Annotated in this window: 14 protein-coding genes and 2 pseudogenes; 12 read left to right on the top strand and 4 right to left on the bottom strand. The window is 54.4% G+C overall.

What is annotated here, in order from left to right; translation table 11 throughout:
- Positions 1-21 precede the first annotated feature (21 nt).
- Entirely contained in the window at positions 22-813 is a 792-nt protein-coding gene (locus tag DVO78_RS03860) for an FCD domain-containing protein (protein WP_120003501.1), read from the bottom strand.
- 218 nt (positions 814-1,031) lie between these two features.
- On the opposite strand from DVO78_RS03860, the gene DVO78_RS03855 reads away from it, so the two are divergent.
- On the top strand, positions 1,032-1,577 hold the full coding sequence (locus DVO78_RS03855; RefSeq protein ID WP_120003500.1) for a flavin reductase family protein: 546 nt from the start codon (positions 1,032-1,034) through the stop codon (positions 1,575-1,577).
- A 12-nt stretch (positions 1,578-1,589) separates the two neighbouring features.
- Positions 1,590-1,741 (top strand): annotated as a pseudogene (locus tag DVO78_RS18335) (ISL3 family transposase); the annotation flags it as partial.
- Between the two features lie 45 nt (positions 1,742-1,786).
- Here DVO78_RS18335 and DVO78_RS03850 read toward each other — a convergent pair.
- Positions 1,787-2,983 carry a flavin reductase family protein gene (locus tag DVO78_RS03850; protein ID WP_120003499.1) on the bottom strand — a complete coding sequence of 399 codons (1,197 nt, stop codon included), beginning with the start codon at positions 2,981-2,983 and terminating at the stop codon, positions 1,787-1,789.
- Positions 2,983-3,525: pseudogene (locus DVO78_RS03845) on the bottom strand (dipeptidase); the annotation flags it as partial. The gene DVO78_RS03850 and the pseudogene DVO78_RS03845, both read right to left, overlap by 1 nt.
- A gap of 128 nt (positions 3,526-3,653) precedes the next feature.
- Between DVO78_RS03845 and DVO78_RS18330 the strand changes: the two are divergent.
- The 10 genes from DVO78_RS18330 to DVO78_RS03790 all read left to right on the top strand — a co-directional run bounded on the left by DVO78_RS18330 (position 3,654) and on the right by DVO78_RS03790 (position 15,717).
- Positions 3,654-4,418 (top strand): IclR family transcriptional regulator, encoded by a 765-nt coding sequence (locus tag DVO78_RS18330; protein ID WP_120003497.1) that lies wholly within the window; start codon positions 3,654-3,656, stop codon positions 4,416-4,418.
- 1,367 nt (positions 4,419-5,785) lie between these two features.
- Entirely contained in the window at positions 5,786-6,757 is a 972-nt protein-coding gene (locus tag DVO78_RS03830) for a hypothetical protein (RefSeq protein ID WP_157983852.1), read from the top strand.
- A 93-nt stretch (positions 6,758-6,850) separates the two neighbouring features.
- Positions 6,851-7,846, top strand: a complete 996-nt coding sequence (locus DVO78_RS03825) for a TRAP transporter substrate-binding protein (RefSeq protein WP_157983851.1) — start codon at positions 6,851-6,853, stop codon at positions 7,844-7,846.
- A 34-nt stretch (positions 7,847-7,880) separates the two neighbouring features.
- Positions 7,881-8,549, top strand: a complete 669-nt coding sequence (locus DVO78_RS03820; protein WP_157983850.1) for a DUF1989 domain-containing protein — start codon at positions 7,881-7,883, stop codon at positions 8,547-8,549.
- A 27-nt stretch (positions 8,550-8,576) separates the two neighbouring features.
- The gene (locus DVO78_RS18325; protein WP_120003492.1) at positions 8,577-9,104 is read left to right on the top strand and encodes a TRAP transporter small permease; all 528 of its coding nucleotides are present in this window, start codon (positions 8,577-8,579) and stop codon (positions 9,102-9,104) included.
- A 50-nt stretch (positions 9,105-9,154) separates the two neighbouring features.
- On the top strand, positions 9,155-10,435 hold the full coding sequence (locus DVO78_RS03810; protein ID WP_120003491.1) for a TRAP transporter large permease: 1,281 nt from the start codon (positions 9,155-9,157) through the stop codon (positions 10,433-10,435).
- 217 nt (positions 10,436-10,652) lie between these two features.
- Positions 10,653-11,657, top strand: coding sequence for an NAD(P)-dependent oxidoreductase (locus DVO78_RS03805; protein ID WP_157983848.1), 1,005 nt, complete (start codon positions 10,653-10,655; stop codon positions 11,655-11,657).
- Between the two features lie 13 nt (positions 11,658-11,670).
- A complete protein-coding gene (locus tag DVO78_RS03800; RefSeq protein WP_120003489.1) occupies positions 11,671-12,519 on the top strand; it encodes a glutamate cyclase domain-containing protein in 849 nt (282 codons plus the stop codon).
- A 16-nt stretch (positions 12,520-12,535) separates the two neighbouring features.
- Complete coding sequence (locus DVO78_RS03795) at positions 12,536-13,798, top strand: type III PLP-dependent enzyme domain-containing protein (RefSeq protein ID WP_162301559.1); 1,263 nt, start codon at positions 12,536-12,538, stop codon at positions 13,796-13,798.
- A 317-nt stretch (positions 13,799-14,115) separates the two neighbouring features.
- Complete coding sequence (locus DVO78_RS03790) at positions 14,116-15,717, top strand: aldehyde dehydrogenase (NADP(+)) (protein ID WP_120003487.1); 1,602 nt, start codon at positions 14,116-14,118, stop codon at positions 15,715-15,717.
- Positions 15,718-16,187: 470 nt separating this feature from the next.
- On the opposite strand, the gene DVO78_RS03785 is transcribed toward DVO78_RS03790, so the two are convergent.
- Positions 16,188-17,069: a fumarylacetoacetate hydrolase family protein gene (locus DVO78_RS03785; protein WP_120003486.1), complete on the bottom strand. Its 882-nt coding sequence runs from the start codon at positions 17,067-17,069 to the stop codon at positions 16,188-16,190.
- Positions 17,070-17,079 lie beyond the last annotated feature (10 nt).

Below are 17,079 nucleotides of genomic sequence, written 5' to 3'. Positions count from 1 at the left end.
GAGTAAGGAGGCGGTGTAGGTTCAACGGATCAGAGCGAGCAGCCGGTGGACCACGGAGGGGTTGGCGTGCTTGGTGAAGGCGTCTGCCTCTTCCAGGAAGTCGCTGAGATGAGTGTGGACCAGACGGCGCGCCACCTCGGCGTCGCCCGCTTCCACGGCGTCAACGATCTCGGCATGCTGATTCACCGCCTGCTCAAGATCGCCGTGCTCGCCCACGATGGCGGAGAGCGCCGGCTCAAACTTCTCCACCGGGTCATAGAGGATCGTGCGGGCGATGGCCTCTAACAGGGGGCTGTGGGCTGCACGGATGAGCAGCCGATGAAACTCCATCCCTGGGTTGGTGCCCGCCCGTGTTCCGATAGTCCTCCGGTAGAGGTCAACATTGCTCCGCAGTGCCTGCAGGTCCTCGGCGGTGGAGTGCTGGGCGGCTAGGATGGCAGCCTCCTGCTCGAGGCCGCGACGTGCGCGCAGCAGGTCCACCAGCTGGTTCACGTCGGTGATGTTCAGCGCCTGACGCAGCTCATCGTGCACCAGGCGGCTCTGCTGGGTATCCTCCACCAGCTGCCGACCTTCGTTCGTCAGCATGCGGCCTTTGCGCTCGACCCTAGTGGTCAGTCCCATCCGGTCCAGACGTAGCAGAATGCGGGAGACGGTGGCTTCGCTGAACTCGACACCCTCATCCAGGGCTCGCCGGGTAACGACTCGGGCGCCAGTGGGAGTCTCAAAGTCGCTCAGGATCCGGATGAGCCTGAATTCCTCAGCAGTGAGATGGGTGTAGTCAACCTTCCGGCTTTCTGGGGCCGTAGCGGCCATCAATTCTCCTTGTTTGTGCTGTTATCACAGGCGAACCGGGTCTGGTCGCCTTTGTCCAAGATAACATCAAGGCCCTCAGAGGTGCGGCGCGTGTAACACCATGGTAACAGGCTCGTCAGTTTCGCGACTCATCCCTCGCGTATCTTTCGGAGAGACATGTTCCTCAATTATGACTTACGTATGCAGTGTGGATATTCACGACTTGCGGGAGAGAACCGATGAGCTTCTTGGAGAACGAGACCACCGATACCGGCGAACGCACTCTGGAGTCCGTGGGCGAAGGTGGTCAAATCATCAAGGACGCCTTCGCGGCCTTCCCCTCGGGTGTCGCCGCGCTCTGCGCACAAATTGATGACGAGCTGGTGGGCATCGCCGCCTCGTCCTTCACCGTGGGTGTCTCCTTCTACCCGCCAATGGTGATGTTCGCCGTCCAGAACAGCTCCACCACGTGGCCGGTGCTAAAGCAAGCGCCTCGCGTTGGGATCTCTGTGCTGGGTAGTAACCACGCCGCCGCCTGCCTCCAGCTGGCCTCCAAGGGTCGCGATAGGTTTGCCGATCTGGCCACCACTATCGTTGATTCGGGGGCCGTGCTGATTGACGACGCTCCGGTGTGGCTGGATTGCCAGGTGGTGGGAGAGCACTTGGCAGGAGATCACACGGTGGTGGTCATGGAGGTGAAGAGCGTCAGCACTCAGTCCGGTATCGAGCCCCTGGTCTTTCAGGCCTCCAGTTTCCGCGAGCTGGTGGTTTCCATAACCGCCTGACCACCCGGCGTCGGGCTCTCAAACAGGCACATCAAATCAGTCACACCAAGATCCGAATGATGACCCGAGTAGCCTTCAGATTTCATTCCGCCATGGCTTTGATCGCGATGGCCCTGATCACCCTCTCAGGCCTGAATTCGAAACTGCCAGGTAGAACCCAGTGACTTACACATCAGTCAGGAGAGCTCTAAATTTGAGGCGACAGTTCACTAGGTTACCTTTCTCTCCATTCGGTCTATATAGGACCTCATCGTCTCGATGATGCTGTGTACTTCGTCATAGCGAATTGGTTGCGACATTCCATGGACAGATAGGAGAACGTCAACTCCGCAAATCCGTGCGCGGACTTGTGTAAGACGTAAATCACGCCCGGTCTCAAGCGACGTGTCCTCGGGTTCGTACTCAGCCTCGAGCTCCCCCATCAGCGCGAGCAGGTGACGCCTCTGTTGGGGAGTGTGTATCCCCTGGGAAAACTGCTCTACAACTTCATCGAAGGATCGGTGACCTTCTGACAGCATGGCTAATGAGGCTCCCCTCTCCCGAAGCCTGGAGAGTCGATCGCGCCAGCGGGCAGGCTCAGATCCGCTGCGTGCACGGTCGATCCACGCTTTCGTTTCCTCTTCTGAATCGAGGAGAAGAGCGCCGAAAGGTGGTGCGAATGGAAACCGTCGGCCAAGTAAGCTGGTTTTACGGTTTGGCTGCTCACCCGCTGAAGCGATCGCAATGACCTCTTCGCCGAGTCTGGTGAATACGACAACTTCTCGCTGAAGTTCAGCCGCAAGCTCTTCAAGTAAAGAGCGAGCACGTTCGACAGCCGAGACCGCCGGAAGGAGTGCCTCTTCCCCGGAGATGACGAACGACTTTGAGCGATACTGTCCCAGACTGCGCTGGAAATACAACAACGGAAGAACAGGGTTCGGAACGTCCATAGCTTGTAAAGCTCCGACAACCAGATCATGATCTCCAATACCGAATGAAGATGCTATGCGGCATTCGAACCATGCTACGGCACCATCGATTAGTGGGGCCCCAAGTGGAGATTCGTGGCATGGGATGTCTTGGAGCTTGTCTGAAACGTCCTTCCGGGACAAGGCCCGAGCGATATCTTCCTGTGCATGAGACAGGACGTTTATTGTAAAAACATCGCAATCACGAAGCCGGGAGTATGACGTTGACTCCATCGACGCAAAGAACCCCACCAGTGCTGGCTCCAATGAGATGGAGGTGAAAGTGCCCACCACCATCGCGACGCGTTCGCCATTAGAGGGTGCCGCCGTAACCACTGCAACGCCTGTTGGGTAATGTGTGGTCGCCTCCCACAGCTTACTTGAGTCGAAGGGCGAAGACTTTGCCGCTAATTCAACAGAAATATTGCCTTTACGACTTTGTTTTTTCCGGGTCAGCATTACGCGCCCCACACCTCACGATATAGTCGCATCCAGTTTTTTCCGAGAATCTTGGTGATACTCTCTTCATCGTAGCCGCGTTCGCGGAGGCCGTATTCGATGTTTGGCATTTCCCTACCGGTATCAAGCCCACGTAACGATGGGTCGGGTCGAGGCACACTGGGTGGGGCACCCGGGATTTTTCCGTGAAGTCTGCGGAGATAATGCCAGTAGTCCATGTCTTGGCCTTCGCAGAAATCTGTTGCGATTGCCACCGAGTCCGGTCCTACGACTTGAACTAGACTGTCGATGGCGTCGAGGAAGGCGTCAATTGTGGCATCGAAGCCACCAGGGAGAAACCGGGGGAATGCGTTAGCTCCGATGACACCGCCACGCGCAACTAACTCGCGAACTATCGGCTCAGGCTTGTTGCGGGCATGGCTGGAAAATTCCCTAAGGTTGGCGTGTGTGATCGCTACAGGGTTCTTAGAAAGCTCGATAGTGTCTAAGAAAATCTGCTCGCCGACATGTGATAGATCGATTAACATTCCAAGCTCGTTGAGTTTCTTGACGACGAGTCACCCGAAGGTCGACAGTCCCTCATCGTGTTCCTCATAGGGCGGTGACCTTGGATTGTGTTGATACTGTAGCGCAATGACCGATATTTTGGACCTATGTCTTAGGAGTTGACGTGGCACGGCTTTCTTCTCCAGCTCTTCGCCGGGGGCTGGATGTACTCGAACTGTTTGTGAATGGTCCCACGGAACTGACTGTGCCAGAGATTGTTCGGCAACTGCAGCTCCCCCGGACAAGCGCGCATGAACTCGTCACCACGCTAATTGATCGTGGCTACCTTCGGCCCGTCGGCGAACCGACCTCCAATCGGTTTTCGCTAGGGGTGCGGACTTTGGAACTTGGAAACGCATACGAAACTGGGCTGGATTTGGTTCGCGAAGGTAAACAAATCGCAACAAAATTGTCAGCGCGGTGCAATGAGACTGTGCAACTAGGTATTCTCAGCGGATCCGACGTTGTATACATAGCTAAGGTCGAGTCGTCTCGTCCCGTTCGACTCGTTTCGGACGTCGGCCGTCGATTGCCTGCACATTGTACGGCAATCGGTAAGGCACTCTTGGCGGGACTAACGGACGACGAAGTGACGGCGCTCTATCCTAATGAGAAGCTTCCGAAAATCACGAGGTGCAGTATAGGCGACCTGGGGGAGTTGCGCCGAGAACTCAACTTGGTGCGCGAACGGGGTTGGGCCATTGATGCTAATGAGTCTAGCGAGGGCCTCGCTTGCGTCGGATCTCAGGTTTACGACAGATCAAAAACCGTTAGAGCAGCTATGAGCATTTCTGTACCGACCACCAGGTGGGACGATGAGCGATCTGCGCAACTTGCGTCCATGGTCGTCGACGCGACATCGGAACTCGCTACCATACTCGGATATTAGGGGAAGGGTGTAACAGTGGATTGATCCACCGACACCAGCGAAAGCGCGGCTAAACCTGAATCCACCGCTGTGACGTCTGATGAGTTACTGAGATTCCGGAAGAAAGGCGTCCATTTAAGTGTCAGTGGGGCTAGGTGGGCTGGTGGTTATGTAAGTGCTGATCATCCGCTAGGTACCGGAGAAGAACAAAGCCAAGCTGGCCCCTGGCCAGGAGACCATCTTTGATGTCTACCACCACGGATTCTTCACCACCGTCAGCGCCTTGGCGCGTAACCTGATGCGCATGGCCGCAGCCATCATCTGAGGACAGCTATCCCGGACTTGAGCGCTGACTCTTCGGCAGTGGATCATCAGCATCGCTCACTACGGCTGATCCTGCACCTACGCCAAGTTTAGAAAAGGACCAAGCTTTCGACCGGTTGTTGGCCGCCGCAGTGGTACCGCCCACAGCGGCCAGGATCACCCCACCCCAGAAGGGCAAAAGGCTGACGAGAAGCAGACCCGTGGAGAAGACCGGATGCAAGCCCGGGACGTCCAACCTCCTGCCCACCATCGATGCTCCCTGAGATTCCCGAATCTCAGCTACTTACCAGAGGGCACATCGGTGGATTCAGGCTAAGGTCTCGATCTTTGAGGTTCCCGCGTTATCCTGAGGCTCTGCGAGCTTCTTGGACTTTTCGTTCAATGCCATCGTGTGCACTTCCTCCTTGATTGTTCGGTTGGAACACCACGGGCGTTGCTTCGGCAACCAATGGTGTTCGCATATTACCGTCGATGTGTTTCTGCCATGTGTCGATATTTTCTCAATTAGTCCTGATGTCGATGCTGCAGTTGGCTGAGACCCCTAACACCATCGCCTGCATGGACTGACGTCGTGATGACGGCCTCAAAAAGACGCCCTTACCTGCGCTGTTTGAAACGATTTATCGCCAGAGAGGTCTTAACGACACCGACCTCTCGGAAACGCTTGACGATCTACAATCTGCTCATGGGCGCCTCGCAGCCCTAAACCGCCGAAAGACACCCTCCAAGGTCCGCCGGCGATCATTCCACGGGCACCCCACGGCGGCCTGCTCAGCGCGAACAAACAGTTCATTCACCGCCCACGAAGGCACCAGCCCGATCCGGACCAGCACCGCCGTCCACATGATGGCCTCACTACGGAACTTGGTCATCATAAAACTGCACCATAAAAGAAAAAACAACATCAAACGAGCAATCTGCCACGACTGACGCAATCGCAAACTCGCCGCCAAACTCAGTGGATCTTGAAAAGCCATGGACGCCTTGACAGGTGGCGCACTACCGCCTAAGTTGTTCTAAATACAGATCATATGCCTATATATCGAACAACATGAGGAGTTATTTTGGACACAAACGCTCTGGTACATACCGATCCGCGCTTGCCGGGAGCAGACGAACTCGCGACACTTGGTATTGGCCGACAGATGGCTTCCCCCGGCTCCTCGACTACTCGCTTTCCTGATGGCGGCTCATACCGAATCGAGATACCGTCGCTCGAAGGCCCAGAGGTTATGCGCGCAGCCTTAGACGAGGCCAAGCGCTGTGGCGTTACCATTCACCGCATCAGTCAAGGCAGCGGAGTCATGATGCTCCAAGACGCAGAGATCATCGAGATGCTCGACCTCGCTCGTGAGGAGAACATAGAGGTTTGCCTATTCCTCGGGCCGAGAGCACTATGGGACATCGGCGCAGGCCGTGCGACCACCGGTGCCGGTCCGCGCGCTCGCGGGTACGACCAACTTGGTCAGTCGATCGCGGAAGCACAACGAGCGGTCAACTTAGGTGTACGTTGCCTACTTGTCGCTGACGAGGGCGTGCTCTGGACGCTGCATCGAATGCGCAGAGAGGGCGATATTCCGGCTGACTTACGACTCAAGTTCTCCGCACTTACCGGACCGAGTAATCCCGCCAGCTTCCAAGTCATTTCAGGCCTTGGAGCGGACTCCATAAATGTGCCAGGCGACATGACGATCTCCCACTTGGCGGAGTTGAGGAGGGCAATGGAGACCGTCATAGACATCTATATCGAATCACCCGACGATTTAGGCGGATTTGTTCGGCATTATGAAGTAGCTGAGATCATCCGGGTAGCGGCCCCCGTCTACCTGAAGTTTGGTGTCCGCAATGCTCCACCGATGTATCCGGTAGGTCAGCACCTAATCAGTACGGCCAAGAATCTGGCAAGGGAGCGTGTGCGCCGCGCGCGCTTGTGTCTTGACCACCTTGACCGAATTGGATCCACTGAGGCGATGCCGGCTCCAGGAAACACCGAACTCAGATCCCCACAAAGATTCGCACTGCAACCCGATTCATAAAGATGCAAAGCCACAGTGATGTTTGAAACCGATTCAAAGGAGAGACTAGTGTTCCAACCAAAAAATCGCATGAGAAAGTCAATAGTACTCGGTATGTCTGCGTCGATATTGATCTTGGCAGCGTGCGGGAATGATACAGAAACCACCACCACCAGCGGTGCGGACGATGAAATAACTCTCAGGTATGCGACAGGTCTGCAACCTGAGGATACCGTTACGCAAGGAATGGAGATCTTTGCCGACCTCGTCGACGAAAGGACTGACGGACAAGTAACGATAGACGTCTATCATAGTGGGCAACTCGGCTCAATTCAAGAAAATCTCGAGCAGGTGCAGACGCAAATAATTGACATGACAAATAACACTAGTGCTGAGCTTGAGTCAGTATTACCATCGATCGCAGTGATGGGTTTACCTTATCTATTTGGTACAACCGAGGAGGTGCGGAATGTATTAGACAGTGACGTGACAGCTCATATCGAAGAGGCGATGGAGGAACAAGGCGTCAAGATCCTCAGCTGGCAAGATCAGGGTTTCCGACACGTATTCAGCAACGTACGACCGATCACAAGTGCCGAGGATCTCAGGGGCCAAACAATTCGACTCACCGAAACATCGATGCATATCGACGCTTTCGACGCTCTTGCTGCCAACCCGGTCCCACTCGAATACACGGAACTCTATTCTGCCTTGGAGCAAGGAGTCGTAGAAGGATTCGAGAATCCGGTTGTGAGCGCTACTGGAAACAATCTTCACGAAGTCGTTGACTACCTATCATTGACGAACCATGCTCATTCGCAGATGCTTCATACTGTCAATCTAGATATTTGGGAAACAATTCCCGAAGAATTTCAGACCATCATAGAAGACGCGGCGACCGAAGCAGCTGAGTGGGTCACTGAAGAGACCGAAGCCCGTGAACAGGAAGCACTAGACCTGGCTGCTGATCATGGTGTGGTAATTAACGAGATTGACGAAGATAAATTCGAGGAGATGGCTGACATCGTTCGCCCAACTTGGGATGCATATAGGGAACAGATTGGAGACGAGTTAATGGAAATGGTTGAAGATGCAATAGGAATTAACTAAGCTCAATAATAATGTAATTATAATAATATAAAAATTGAAAGATAAATTCATGGCCAAAATTTTAGACGAGATCATACCAGCACGTACCGCAAAGGCTTACGAGTTGCGCCGCGGACAATCGATACGTGTAATAGAAGTCGAGGGATTGCAAGTTGCAGACTTAAACATCTATTCAAGTGAAGATCATGCAGAACACTTTTCGGCCGCTGCCACACGTCGTTTGCAGGGGATCTATCTAAGCACCGGCGGCGAACTATGGTCAAATCCTGGACGCGATAGGGTCATGCTACGTATCATAGAAGACACCGTTGCACATAGCCCCGGACGCCGAGGTACCCATGGGCACTCCATGATATTTCCGCGATGCACCGAGTTTCTCTACAGACTTTGGGGCAACACCGAGGGCCATCCAAGTTGCCAGGATTCTTTAGCGCGTTCAATCGCCTCCTATGGCTTGACCGCCGATGACACCCACGACTCCTTTACTCTGTTTCAGAAGGCAGGAGTGGATGAAGACGGACGTCAGTTTGTTGAAGAATCCGACGCAAAGCAAGGAGATTATGTGGAATTTCTTGCTGAGATGGATTGCATCGTAAATATTTCTGCCTGCCCGGCCGATGATAGCGCTGGACCTACGCTGGCTACCACGAATGGCGGCTACCCAAAGCCACTTGGCATCCATATCTACGAGCACACCGGATAGTGTAGCCACCGCCGGACGGAGACAGCTATGCCTAAGAATCTCAGATACGCATCCCGAGTGGGGACGATTATATGGCGGTTTCCAGACATGTTGTGCGTACCTTTAGGACTGGGAATTCCTATCGTGATGTTTACGTCCGTCATAGCACGATATACAGGGCTTTTTTCGATGCCTTGGTCAAGCGAGATCATAAGAATTATGATTCTATGGCTCTCGTTTCTCGGCGCTGCCGTTGGCGTACGGCTCAGAGCACACTTTCGTCTCGGGATGCTATTGGACAAGGGGCCCCGTGGTTTACGTTATGCTCTTGAAATTATCAATACAATAGGTTTTATTGGGCTTGGTATTGGGCTTGTAGCTTTCGGATGGGTGATGGTTGACGGTCTCGCGTCGCAGACAACACCTGTTCTCGGATTGTCCCTCGGACTTGCATATTCCGTGGTACCTGTTAGTGGGGTGTGGATGACTGCCTACAGTCTAGTCGAGATGGTGCACCATGCTCGCAACGACAAGTCGTCGGCCGCTGCGCTGCCTGACGATCTCGACTCGCTATGAGGAGGATGGTTTTGGCCGATTCGACTTCGCGTACAAGACTGGAATAGTTTATGATTATTGCTCTTCTAATTGGTTTTGTTATACTCATATTTGCAGGAATAAGTGTAGTCGTTGCAATTGCTGTTATCACCGCGCTCGGAATGGCCATTCGCGGTGACGTCAATCTTGCGGTCTTAGCACAGAGCCTGACCGGTCGAATGGGGAGTGCATCTTTAGCTGCTATTCCCTTGTTCCTCCTCATGGGATCGTTAATGAATGCAAGTGGCGTCACGTCTCGCATTCTTGATCTCGCCCAGAATCTTGTCGGTCACTTCCGGGGAGGTCTTGCGCAGGTCAACGTAGCGTCGAGTCTGTTTATGGGTGGTTTATCAGGGTCCTCCTCGGCTGATGCCGCGCTGACTACAAAGATCCTCGTTCCCAGAATGGTCGAGAAGGGCTATCCTGCGGACTTCTCGGGTGCTGTTACTGCGGTGGCTTCGACGATTGCCATCATCCTCCCACCAAGTGTGGCTATGATCATCTATGGGTCTCTAGCGGATGTTTCTGTCGGAGCACTATTCATTACTGGCATAGTCCCGGGTCTAATGTTGGGCTGCTTGCTGATCGCTTCTGTGTATATAGTTGCCCGCAAGCGCCGGTACCTGCCCGCTGCGCGTAGAGAGTCTCTCGGCGTGGTGTTTCGTAGCTTAATTCGCGCCTTGCCCGCTCTCGCGCTGCCTGTCATCATTATTGGCGGAATACGCTTGGGAGTGTTCACGCCAGTTGAAGCGGCAGCAGTTGGTGTTATGTATACGCTCTTTCTTGGTTTCGTCGTCTACCGAGAACTCTCACTACGTGAATTGCCGAATGTGCTGATTTCCTCCGGTGTGAGTACCGGTATTGTGATGATTATAGTAGGCATATCTGCACCTCTGACATTTTTGATCACGATTGAACATTTACCACAGAGGATCGCTGAATTTGTTGGTAATGTGAGTGAAAGCCCCTTGGTTTTCTTGCTTATTGTCAATCTTTCTATCTTAGTGCTTGGTATGGTGATCGACTCTGTTGCCTTAATAATTCTAATCACGCCAATCTTGGCGCCTGTCGCTTCGCTGATGGGGGTCGATCCGCTTCATTTTGCTATCGTTATCATTGTGAACATATTGGTTGGAACACTTACTCCACCTTTCGGTCAAATGGTCTACGTGGTAAGTGCGATCGGGGAGATTCCAGCGGAAGGAGTTTTTCGTCAAGTCTTTGTTTTCTATCCTGCGTTGTTGATTCTTCTAATTGTGGTGACTTACTTCCCGGAAATATATTTGTGGGTCCCATCAGTTCTTGGGGGGTAGGCAGCAGCTTTCGACTTCCATGGGCCCAAAAACAATGTTATTGGATGGAGCAACTAATTGATGTCGTTCGCCTGATCCTGAATGTTTGATTATGTGACTGGAAAAGTTGCGCGCTATTTGGCTCGATAATGCAATATCTATAATAAAATCATTGAAATCGTAATCGTGCTAGATATGATCTCGAGTCAAACATAATTCTCTAAGTGGAAGGATCGCCGTGGAGATCACTATACATCCCAATCTCACCATTCATAAATATCATGACCGTGAAGGTCCCCCTCCGAATAGTTGGAGCGCGAAGCGTGCTAAAGAGTCGCTTTCCAGACTTCTGCCCGACACCCCCATTAGACTATTGAATGAGCAGGAGGCTTCGTATGGCGACTTGCACCACGTAACGCAGTTGCTCGCGGGACGGGTCGATAAACCGTTACTTGAACGGATGCCACTACTGCAATGGGTTCAGTTTCCTGGATCTGGAAAGGATCACTTCTTCGCTGCGTCCGGCTTGTTGGAATCCGATTTCGAGCATCGTGGTGTGGAAGTCATCAATTCACCAGGTGTCAACAGTGTCGCAACGGCGGAGCATGTGATCGCTATGGCCCTTGCTTTGGTAAGAGGGGTGCCACGGGCGGTTCGGCAACAGGACGAAGGCCGATGGTGTACTTTCAGCGCGGTCGAGTTGCGTGGGAAGACACTAGGGATTATCGGACTTGGCGCCATTGGAGAGCGAGTGGCTAAACTCGCTCGGGCGTTTGAGATGACAGTGGTCGCGTCAAAGAGAACATTCAATACTCATGGTGGTCACGCCCATATAGTGCAGCCGCCGTCCTGTAACGAAGAGATCATTGCTTCTGCTGATTTCGTTGTACTGTGCGCTCCGAGCACACCCGACACGGCTTCCATGTTTGACGAAGCTATGTTCCGTCGGATGAAGCCGTCAGCGTACTTCATTAACGTGTCCAGAGGTGCCAACGTCGTCGATATCGACCTTTTTAATGCTCTAGAGGAGGGAGAAATAGCGGGAGCAGCAGTTGACACGTTTGGACCCAATACTGATAGTGAATCTGACCAACCAGAAGCACTGCACGAGTCTAGCCCACTATGGGGTTGCTCTAATCTATTAATAATGCCAAACAACGCGGCTGCGAGTGATCGCTATATGGATTACTTTGCTGAGTCAGTTGCTCACCAATACATAGGGCGCAAGGTCGGCGGGTCATGAATGGAGATCAAATATGTCATCAATTGACAATATAGTGTTGCGATACGACCGGAGACGGATTGGTCGCCTAAGACATTGGCTTGGCAACGACCTGTGTGAGGTCGCTGCGGACTACATACTTGATCATAGCAACACAGTGTTAATAAACACTGGGTTTGTCGTGGCGAATGCGCAACGGCCGGAAACTGATGGGCCGCCGGGTGCAGTGACTCTAGGGCAAGCTCTCGGCAGATTGGGTTATGACGTCCAGTTCGTGACTGATGATCGTTGCGCAGAGATGATGGAGATGATTGTTCCCAAGGCTACCGTGCATGTCATGCCTACGGACATCGACGATGTATCTGTGCAACGTTTCGCCCAATCAATATTATACGCGGCTGACCCTTCGCTCTTGCTCGCTGTGGAACGCTGTGGTCCGGACCGTGACGGCAAGTACCTGCAATTCGACGGTACGGATATAACTGAGATGACAGGGAAGACTGATCGCCTTTTTGGACAGGGGATACCAAGCATCGGGTTTATCGATGGTGGCAACGAAATCGGAGTTGGTTCTGTCGCCCAGCATGTAGCCGATGTCAGCGGCTTACCCGCGAGTCCTTGCATCGTGGCCACCGACCGCGTCGTCTTGGGTTCGGTAGTGAACTGGGCTTGCTATGGGGTAATTGCGGCTTTATCACTGCGTACCGGATTTAATCTCCTTCCCTCAATCGCGGAGGAAACGAGACTGCGTGAAGATGTAGTGAGGGCCGGCGCTGTCGAAGGGGAAAGTGGGGAGCGAATACCAGCTGTTGACGGCATTCCGAGTGAACTAAATTCACTCATCCTGAAAAGTCTTCATCATGAGGTGGAACGTGAATTATGAAACACACTCAGTCCAGATGATTGATGCTCACATTAAGGGCTATCCTCTTCTGGCTGGACGCTCGAATCCTGTTAACATTGGAGAGAAAGGCTGGAATGTACTGCGGCAAGATTTACCGTTGCCGATCGCGGTACTGAAGGAGTCTGCTTTGAGCGCTAATAGTAAATGGATGAGTGATTTTTCTAAGCGCTCAGATTTCAGTCTCGCACCACACGGTAAGACAACGATGTGCCCGCAAATATTCCAGCGTCAACTTGATGATGGGGCCTGGGCCATCACTCTATCGACAGCACATCAGGTTGCTGTGGCGCGAGACTTTGGAGTCAACAGAGTCCTCTTAGCTAACCAAATAATGGATCCTCAGTTTTTAGCGTATTTATATCATACGCTGCTCGCCGATCCTTCCTTTGAGTTTTACTGCCTAATAGACTCTATCGAGGGTGCACAGTTCCTAGACCAGTGGTTAACACATCTTGGTGGAAAAGTGCGCTTGCAGGTTCTTATCGAGGTAGGAGTTCCGGGCGGTCGAACGGGTGTACGTGACGCGGAATCCGTTGAGAAACTTGCGCAGTTTGCCATATCGTGCTCGAACTTGGTTCTCCGGGGCATTGAGGGATTCGAAGGTCTCGTTCCTGGCGCTTGCGCGGCGAACGTGCACCCGGTTCGTGAGTATCTGGATAAAGTGATAGCCGCGGTGCGTAAGGGGTTAGTATCTGGTTGGTTCACGGGAGAAGCCATTCTATCGCTCGGAGGATCGGCGTATTTCGACGTGGTTCAAGACAGTGTTGCATCCTTGGCGAGAGAGCGACTGCGAATCGTGCTTCGTAGTGGATGTTATATTGCGCAGGATAATCATTTGTATGAGGAACATTTTCGCGCGATTCGAGAACGGTCTGCCCTGGCCAACAGCCTAGATGGCGGCCTACAACCCGCTTTAGAAGTGCTTGCATACGTGCAGTCGATTCCAGAGCCTGGCGTTGGAGTTTTGGCGGTAGGTCGAAGAGACCTCTCGTATGATAACCATCTGCCTATTCCGCTGAGATGGCACCGGCCGGGATCATCAGTCGAGATTCCACGTAGATTCCCCCCGGGGACTGACGTCAAGGAAATCTACGATCAGCACGTCACCATGAATTTACCTCCAGGTTCGACGGTTGCCACGGGAGATATCGTGGCGCTCGGGATCTCTCACCCTTGCACCACGTTTGATAAATGGAGGTATCTCTTTGGTGTGGACGAGTCCTACTCGGTGGTATCTGCGTACGAGACCTTCTTTTAGGCAGATCCCCCGGGGCTAGCGAGGAGCCAGTGGGGGAGACCCTCGTGAGGGCCATGAAGACGATCACTTAGGACCACGCACCTGATGGGCAGGTCGTGGCGCCCGAGGTCCTTGTCACGACCAAGGAAGCCGATAAAGATGGTCAGGCACAGTATGGCTCTCTGTCGGCGAACTGGGCTGGGCACTGTTGAACAATGTGTGCGGCCCCCAGAGGACTTGGCAGGTTCCGCTTGCTCCTCGTCAGTGACTCTTTCAATCATTCTCTATCGCGAACTCGGAAACACCTCAGTCACTCCTATCCAAAAGGAAACCCCAATATGCCCACTACAGAACTGACCGGTTGCTCAATTATCGGCGGCGAGACGGTCCGAGGTGGTGCTGGCACCATTCATGGCGTCGATCCCCGCACCAGCTCCGTGCTTGGGCCCTCTTATCACCAGTTGGGTACCGACCAGCTCCGGATTGCCACCGCCGCAGCGCACGAAGCTACATCATCGTTCGGAAACCTCGATCCGTCTGAGCACGCGCAGTTCCTGGACAAGATGGCTGAGAATATTGAAGCGGTGCGTGACGAGCTGATCGAGCGAGCGATGGCCGAAACCGGGCTGTCGCGGGATCGTTTGCAGGTTGAGCACAGACGAACTAGCAATCAGCTGCGGCTGTTCGCCAGCGTGGTGCGCCGAGGAGATCACCGCGGGGTGCGGATTGACCCGGCGCTACCTGACCGGGAGCCTCTGCCGCGCCCGGACATCCGTCAACGCAAAATCCCGGTGGGGCCGGTCGTTGTGTTCGGGGCGAGCAACTTCCCGCTCGCCTTCTCAACCGCGGGCGGTGACACAGCCTCGGCGCTCGCTGCCGGCTGCCCAGTGATCGTCAAAGCCCACAACGCTCACCCTGGCACCGGCGAACTAGTTGGTTGGGCGGTCACCAAGGCCGTGCAGGAGTGCGGTCTGCACCCGGGTGTGTTCTCGCTGCTTTACGGCGCTGGCTCGGTGATTGGTCAGGCCCTGGTGTCCGATCCGCTCATCAAGGCAGTCGGCTTCACCGGCTCCAGGGATGCAGGCACCGCCTTGATGCGCACCGCCGCGCAGCGCACCGAACCGATCCCGGTGTACGCCGAAATGAGTTCGATCAACCCGGTGATCGTCTTCGACAGTGCCCTGGATGAGGACATGGACGCCCTTGCTCAAGCCTTCGTCGCCTCCGTCACGGGCTCCTCGGGGCAGTTGTGCACGGTGCCGGGACTGATCTTCGTGCCCGAGGGCATCAAAGGCGATGCGTTCGCGACGGCTGTGGGCCGGGCGCTGAGCACCACCACTGGGCAGACAATGCTCACCGAGCCGATCGCCACCTCCTGGACCCACGGCGTCGAGACCCTAGCGAGCCAGGACAATGTGAGCCTGGTGGGCCAGGGCGAACCCGGCCCGAACAAGGCAGCCCCAGCGCCGGCGGTCTATGGCACTGATCTGGGCACGTTCACCGGTAACGAGGCGTTGCACAGGGAAATCTTCGGTGCAGCGGCACTGTTGGTGCGGTACGGTTCCGTGGCCGAGTTGAAGGAAACAGTGGCCAGGATGGAAGGACAATTAACTGCAACACTCCACCTGACCGAGGCATCCTATGACGACGCGTTGGAACTGCTGCCGGTACTTGAGCAGCGGGTGGGACGCATCCTGGTGAACGGGTGGCCCACCGGTGTAGAGGTTGGGCACGCGATGGTTCACGGCGGGCCCTTCCCCGCCACCTCCGAGGGCCGCACCACCTCGGTGGGAACGTTCGCGATCGAACGGTTTCTGCGCCCGGTGGCGTATCAGAACCTTCCGCAAGAGTTGCTACCCGAACCTCTACGACATGGCAATCCGTGGCACCTGACGCAGATGATCGAGGGAGTGATAACACCCCCTGACTCTCACAGGTGATGCTGGTTGTGAGGTATAGCTGCGGTTCAGTCTCCGCCCGGTCCCGTGCCACGGATAGACAGGGCCTCCTTCTTCGACGGAATAACCGCCAACGCCAGGCCTCCTGACGTGTGTGCCGCAATCCCGAAGAGAATTTGCGAACCTCCAAGAAGCGCTCAAGGTCGTCTGACCGGGGGTTATGCGTCGAACAGTCGTCAACTGTCTTGCATCTATTATTGCGAATTCTCCAATGCATGTCAGGTGATGGGGCCTTGACCGCAAGCATCCACGGTCGCCGATCACCTGGCCGGGATCCGCGAGGAGCTCCTGGCCTTCACCAGCTTTCCCAACTGCGAGACCCCGGGCTTGACCCTGCCGGGTAAGGGTCTTCTTGACCGGGTAACCCACGAGTCTTTGGTTGCGAGGTCCCGGCCCGCAACCCCTCCAGCTCTGAAGATGCCTACCACATACCGTCTAGCGCCATGTGCTGTCTAAAGCACCTGGTTCTGCAGTGTGCCGATCTGAGGAGACGTAATTGTGACGGTATCTCCAGAGTTCAGGAACCGGGGAGGATCGAAGCCTATACCCACTCCAGCTGGAGTTCCTGTGGCAATTACGTCTCCGGGTTTGAGTTCCCGGCCGCTTGAGATAACACTGATCAGAGTAGGGATGTCGAAAATGAGGTCTCGGGTGTTGGTTGATTGGCGCAGTTCACCGTTGACGTAGCATTGGAGGTCGATCGCTGATCCGTCAAGCTCGTCCGAGGTGACAACGACTGGTCCCATGGGGCAAAAGGTGTCTAATGATTTTCCCAGATACCACTGCTTATGTCGGTATTGCATGTCCCGTGCGGTCACGTCGTTGATAAGGGTGTAACCCCACACATGATGCCAGGCGGAGTCGGGCGAAATGTTTCTGCCTCTGTATCCGATAATGACGCCGACTTCGGCCTCGTAGTCCAAACTCTGAGTAATTTGGGAGTGCGGTTCGATGCCATCTCCCGGCCCAATTATGGTGCTCCCCGGTTTTGTGAAGACGATGGGATGCTCTGGATAGACCGAACCGGCATCTGTGGCGTCGAAGCCGCTTGCGGAAAACTCTGCTGAATGATCCCGGTAGTTTTTGCCGACACACATAATGTCCCGGGGGACTTCTTGGAGCGGAGCCAGGATTTTCACTTCGTTGAGCAGCCGTTCAGTTCCGGACACGAATTCCAGCGGCGGCGTGTCTGCTGAGACATGCGTTCTAATGAGTTCACTCATAGACCTGACGGATACATCCTCAGGAGTTCTCAGCTCATACACGCATTCGGTCTCCGTATTGAGACCGCCGACCAGCTGGCGACCGTTCTCTTCATAAGTCACTAGTTTCATTCACTATTCC

It is taken from the genome of Nesterenkonia muleiensis (genome assembly GCF_003600155.1).
GTDB lineage: Bacteria > Actinomycetota > Actinomycetes > Actinomycetales > Micrococcaceae > Nesterenkonia > Nesterenkonia muleiensis.
Note: the sequence above shows the minus strand (reverse complement) of the source record. Positions and strands in the feature narration are given on the sequence as shown.

Coding starts and splice junctions, on each gene's coding strand:
- DVO78_RS03790 (WP_120003487.1), top strand. CDS start 14,116: ATGCCCACTACAGAACTGACCGGTTGCTCAATTATCGGCGGCGAGACG.
- DVO78_RS03810 (WP_120003491.1), top strand. CDS start 9,155: ATGATTATTGCTCTTCTAATTGGTTTTGTTATACTCATATTTGCAGGA.
- DVO78_RS03825 (WP_157983851.1), top strand. CDS start 6,851: ATGTCTGCGTCGATATTGATCTTGGCAGCGTGCGGGAATGATACAGAA.
- DVO78_RS03785 (WP_120003486.1), bottom strand. CDS start 17,069: ATGAAACTAGTGACTTATGAAGAGAACGGTCGCCAGCTGGTCGGCGGT.
- DVO78_RS03850 (WP_120003499.1), bottom strand. CDS start 2,983: ATGCTGACCCGGAAAAAACAAAGTCGTAAAGGCAATATTTCTGTTGAA.
- DVO78_RS18325 (WP_120003492.1), top strand. CDS start 8,577: ATGCCTAAGAATCTCAGATACGCATCCCGAGTGGGGACGATTATATGG.
- DVO78_RS03860 (WP_120003501.1), bottom strand. CDS start 813: ATGGCCGCTACGGCCCCAGAAAGCCGGAAGGTTGACTACACCCATCTC.
- DVO78_RS03795 (WP_162301559.1), top strand. CDS start 12,536: ATGATTGATGCTCACATTAAGGGCTATCCTCTTCTGGCTGGACGCTCG.
- DVO78_RS03800 (WP_120003489.1), top strand. CDS start 11,671: ATGTCATCAATTGACAATATAGTGTTGCGATACGACCGGAGACGGATT.
- DVO78_RS03855 (WP_120003500.1), top strand. CDS start 1,032: ATGAGCTTCTTGGAGAACGAGACCACCGATACCGGCGAACGCACTCTG.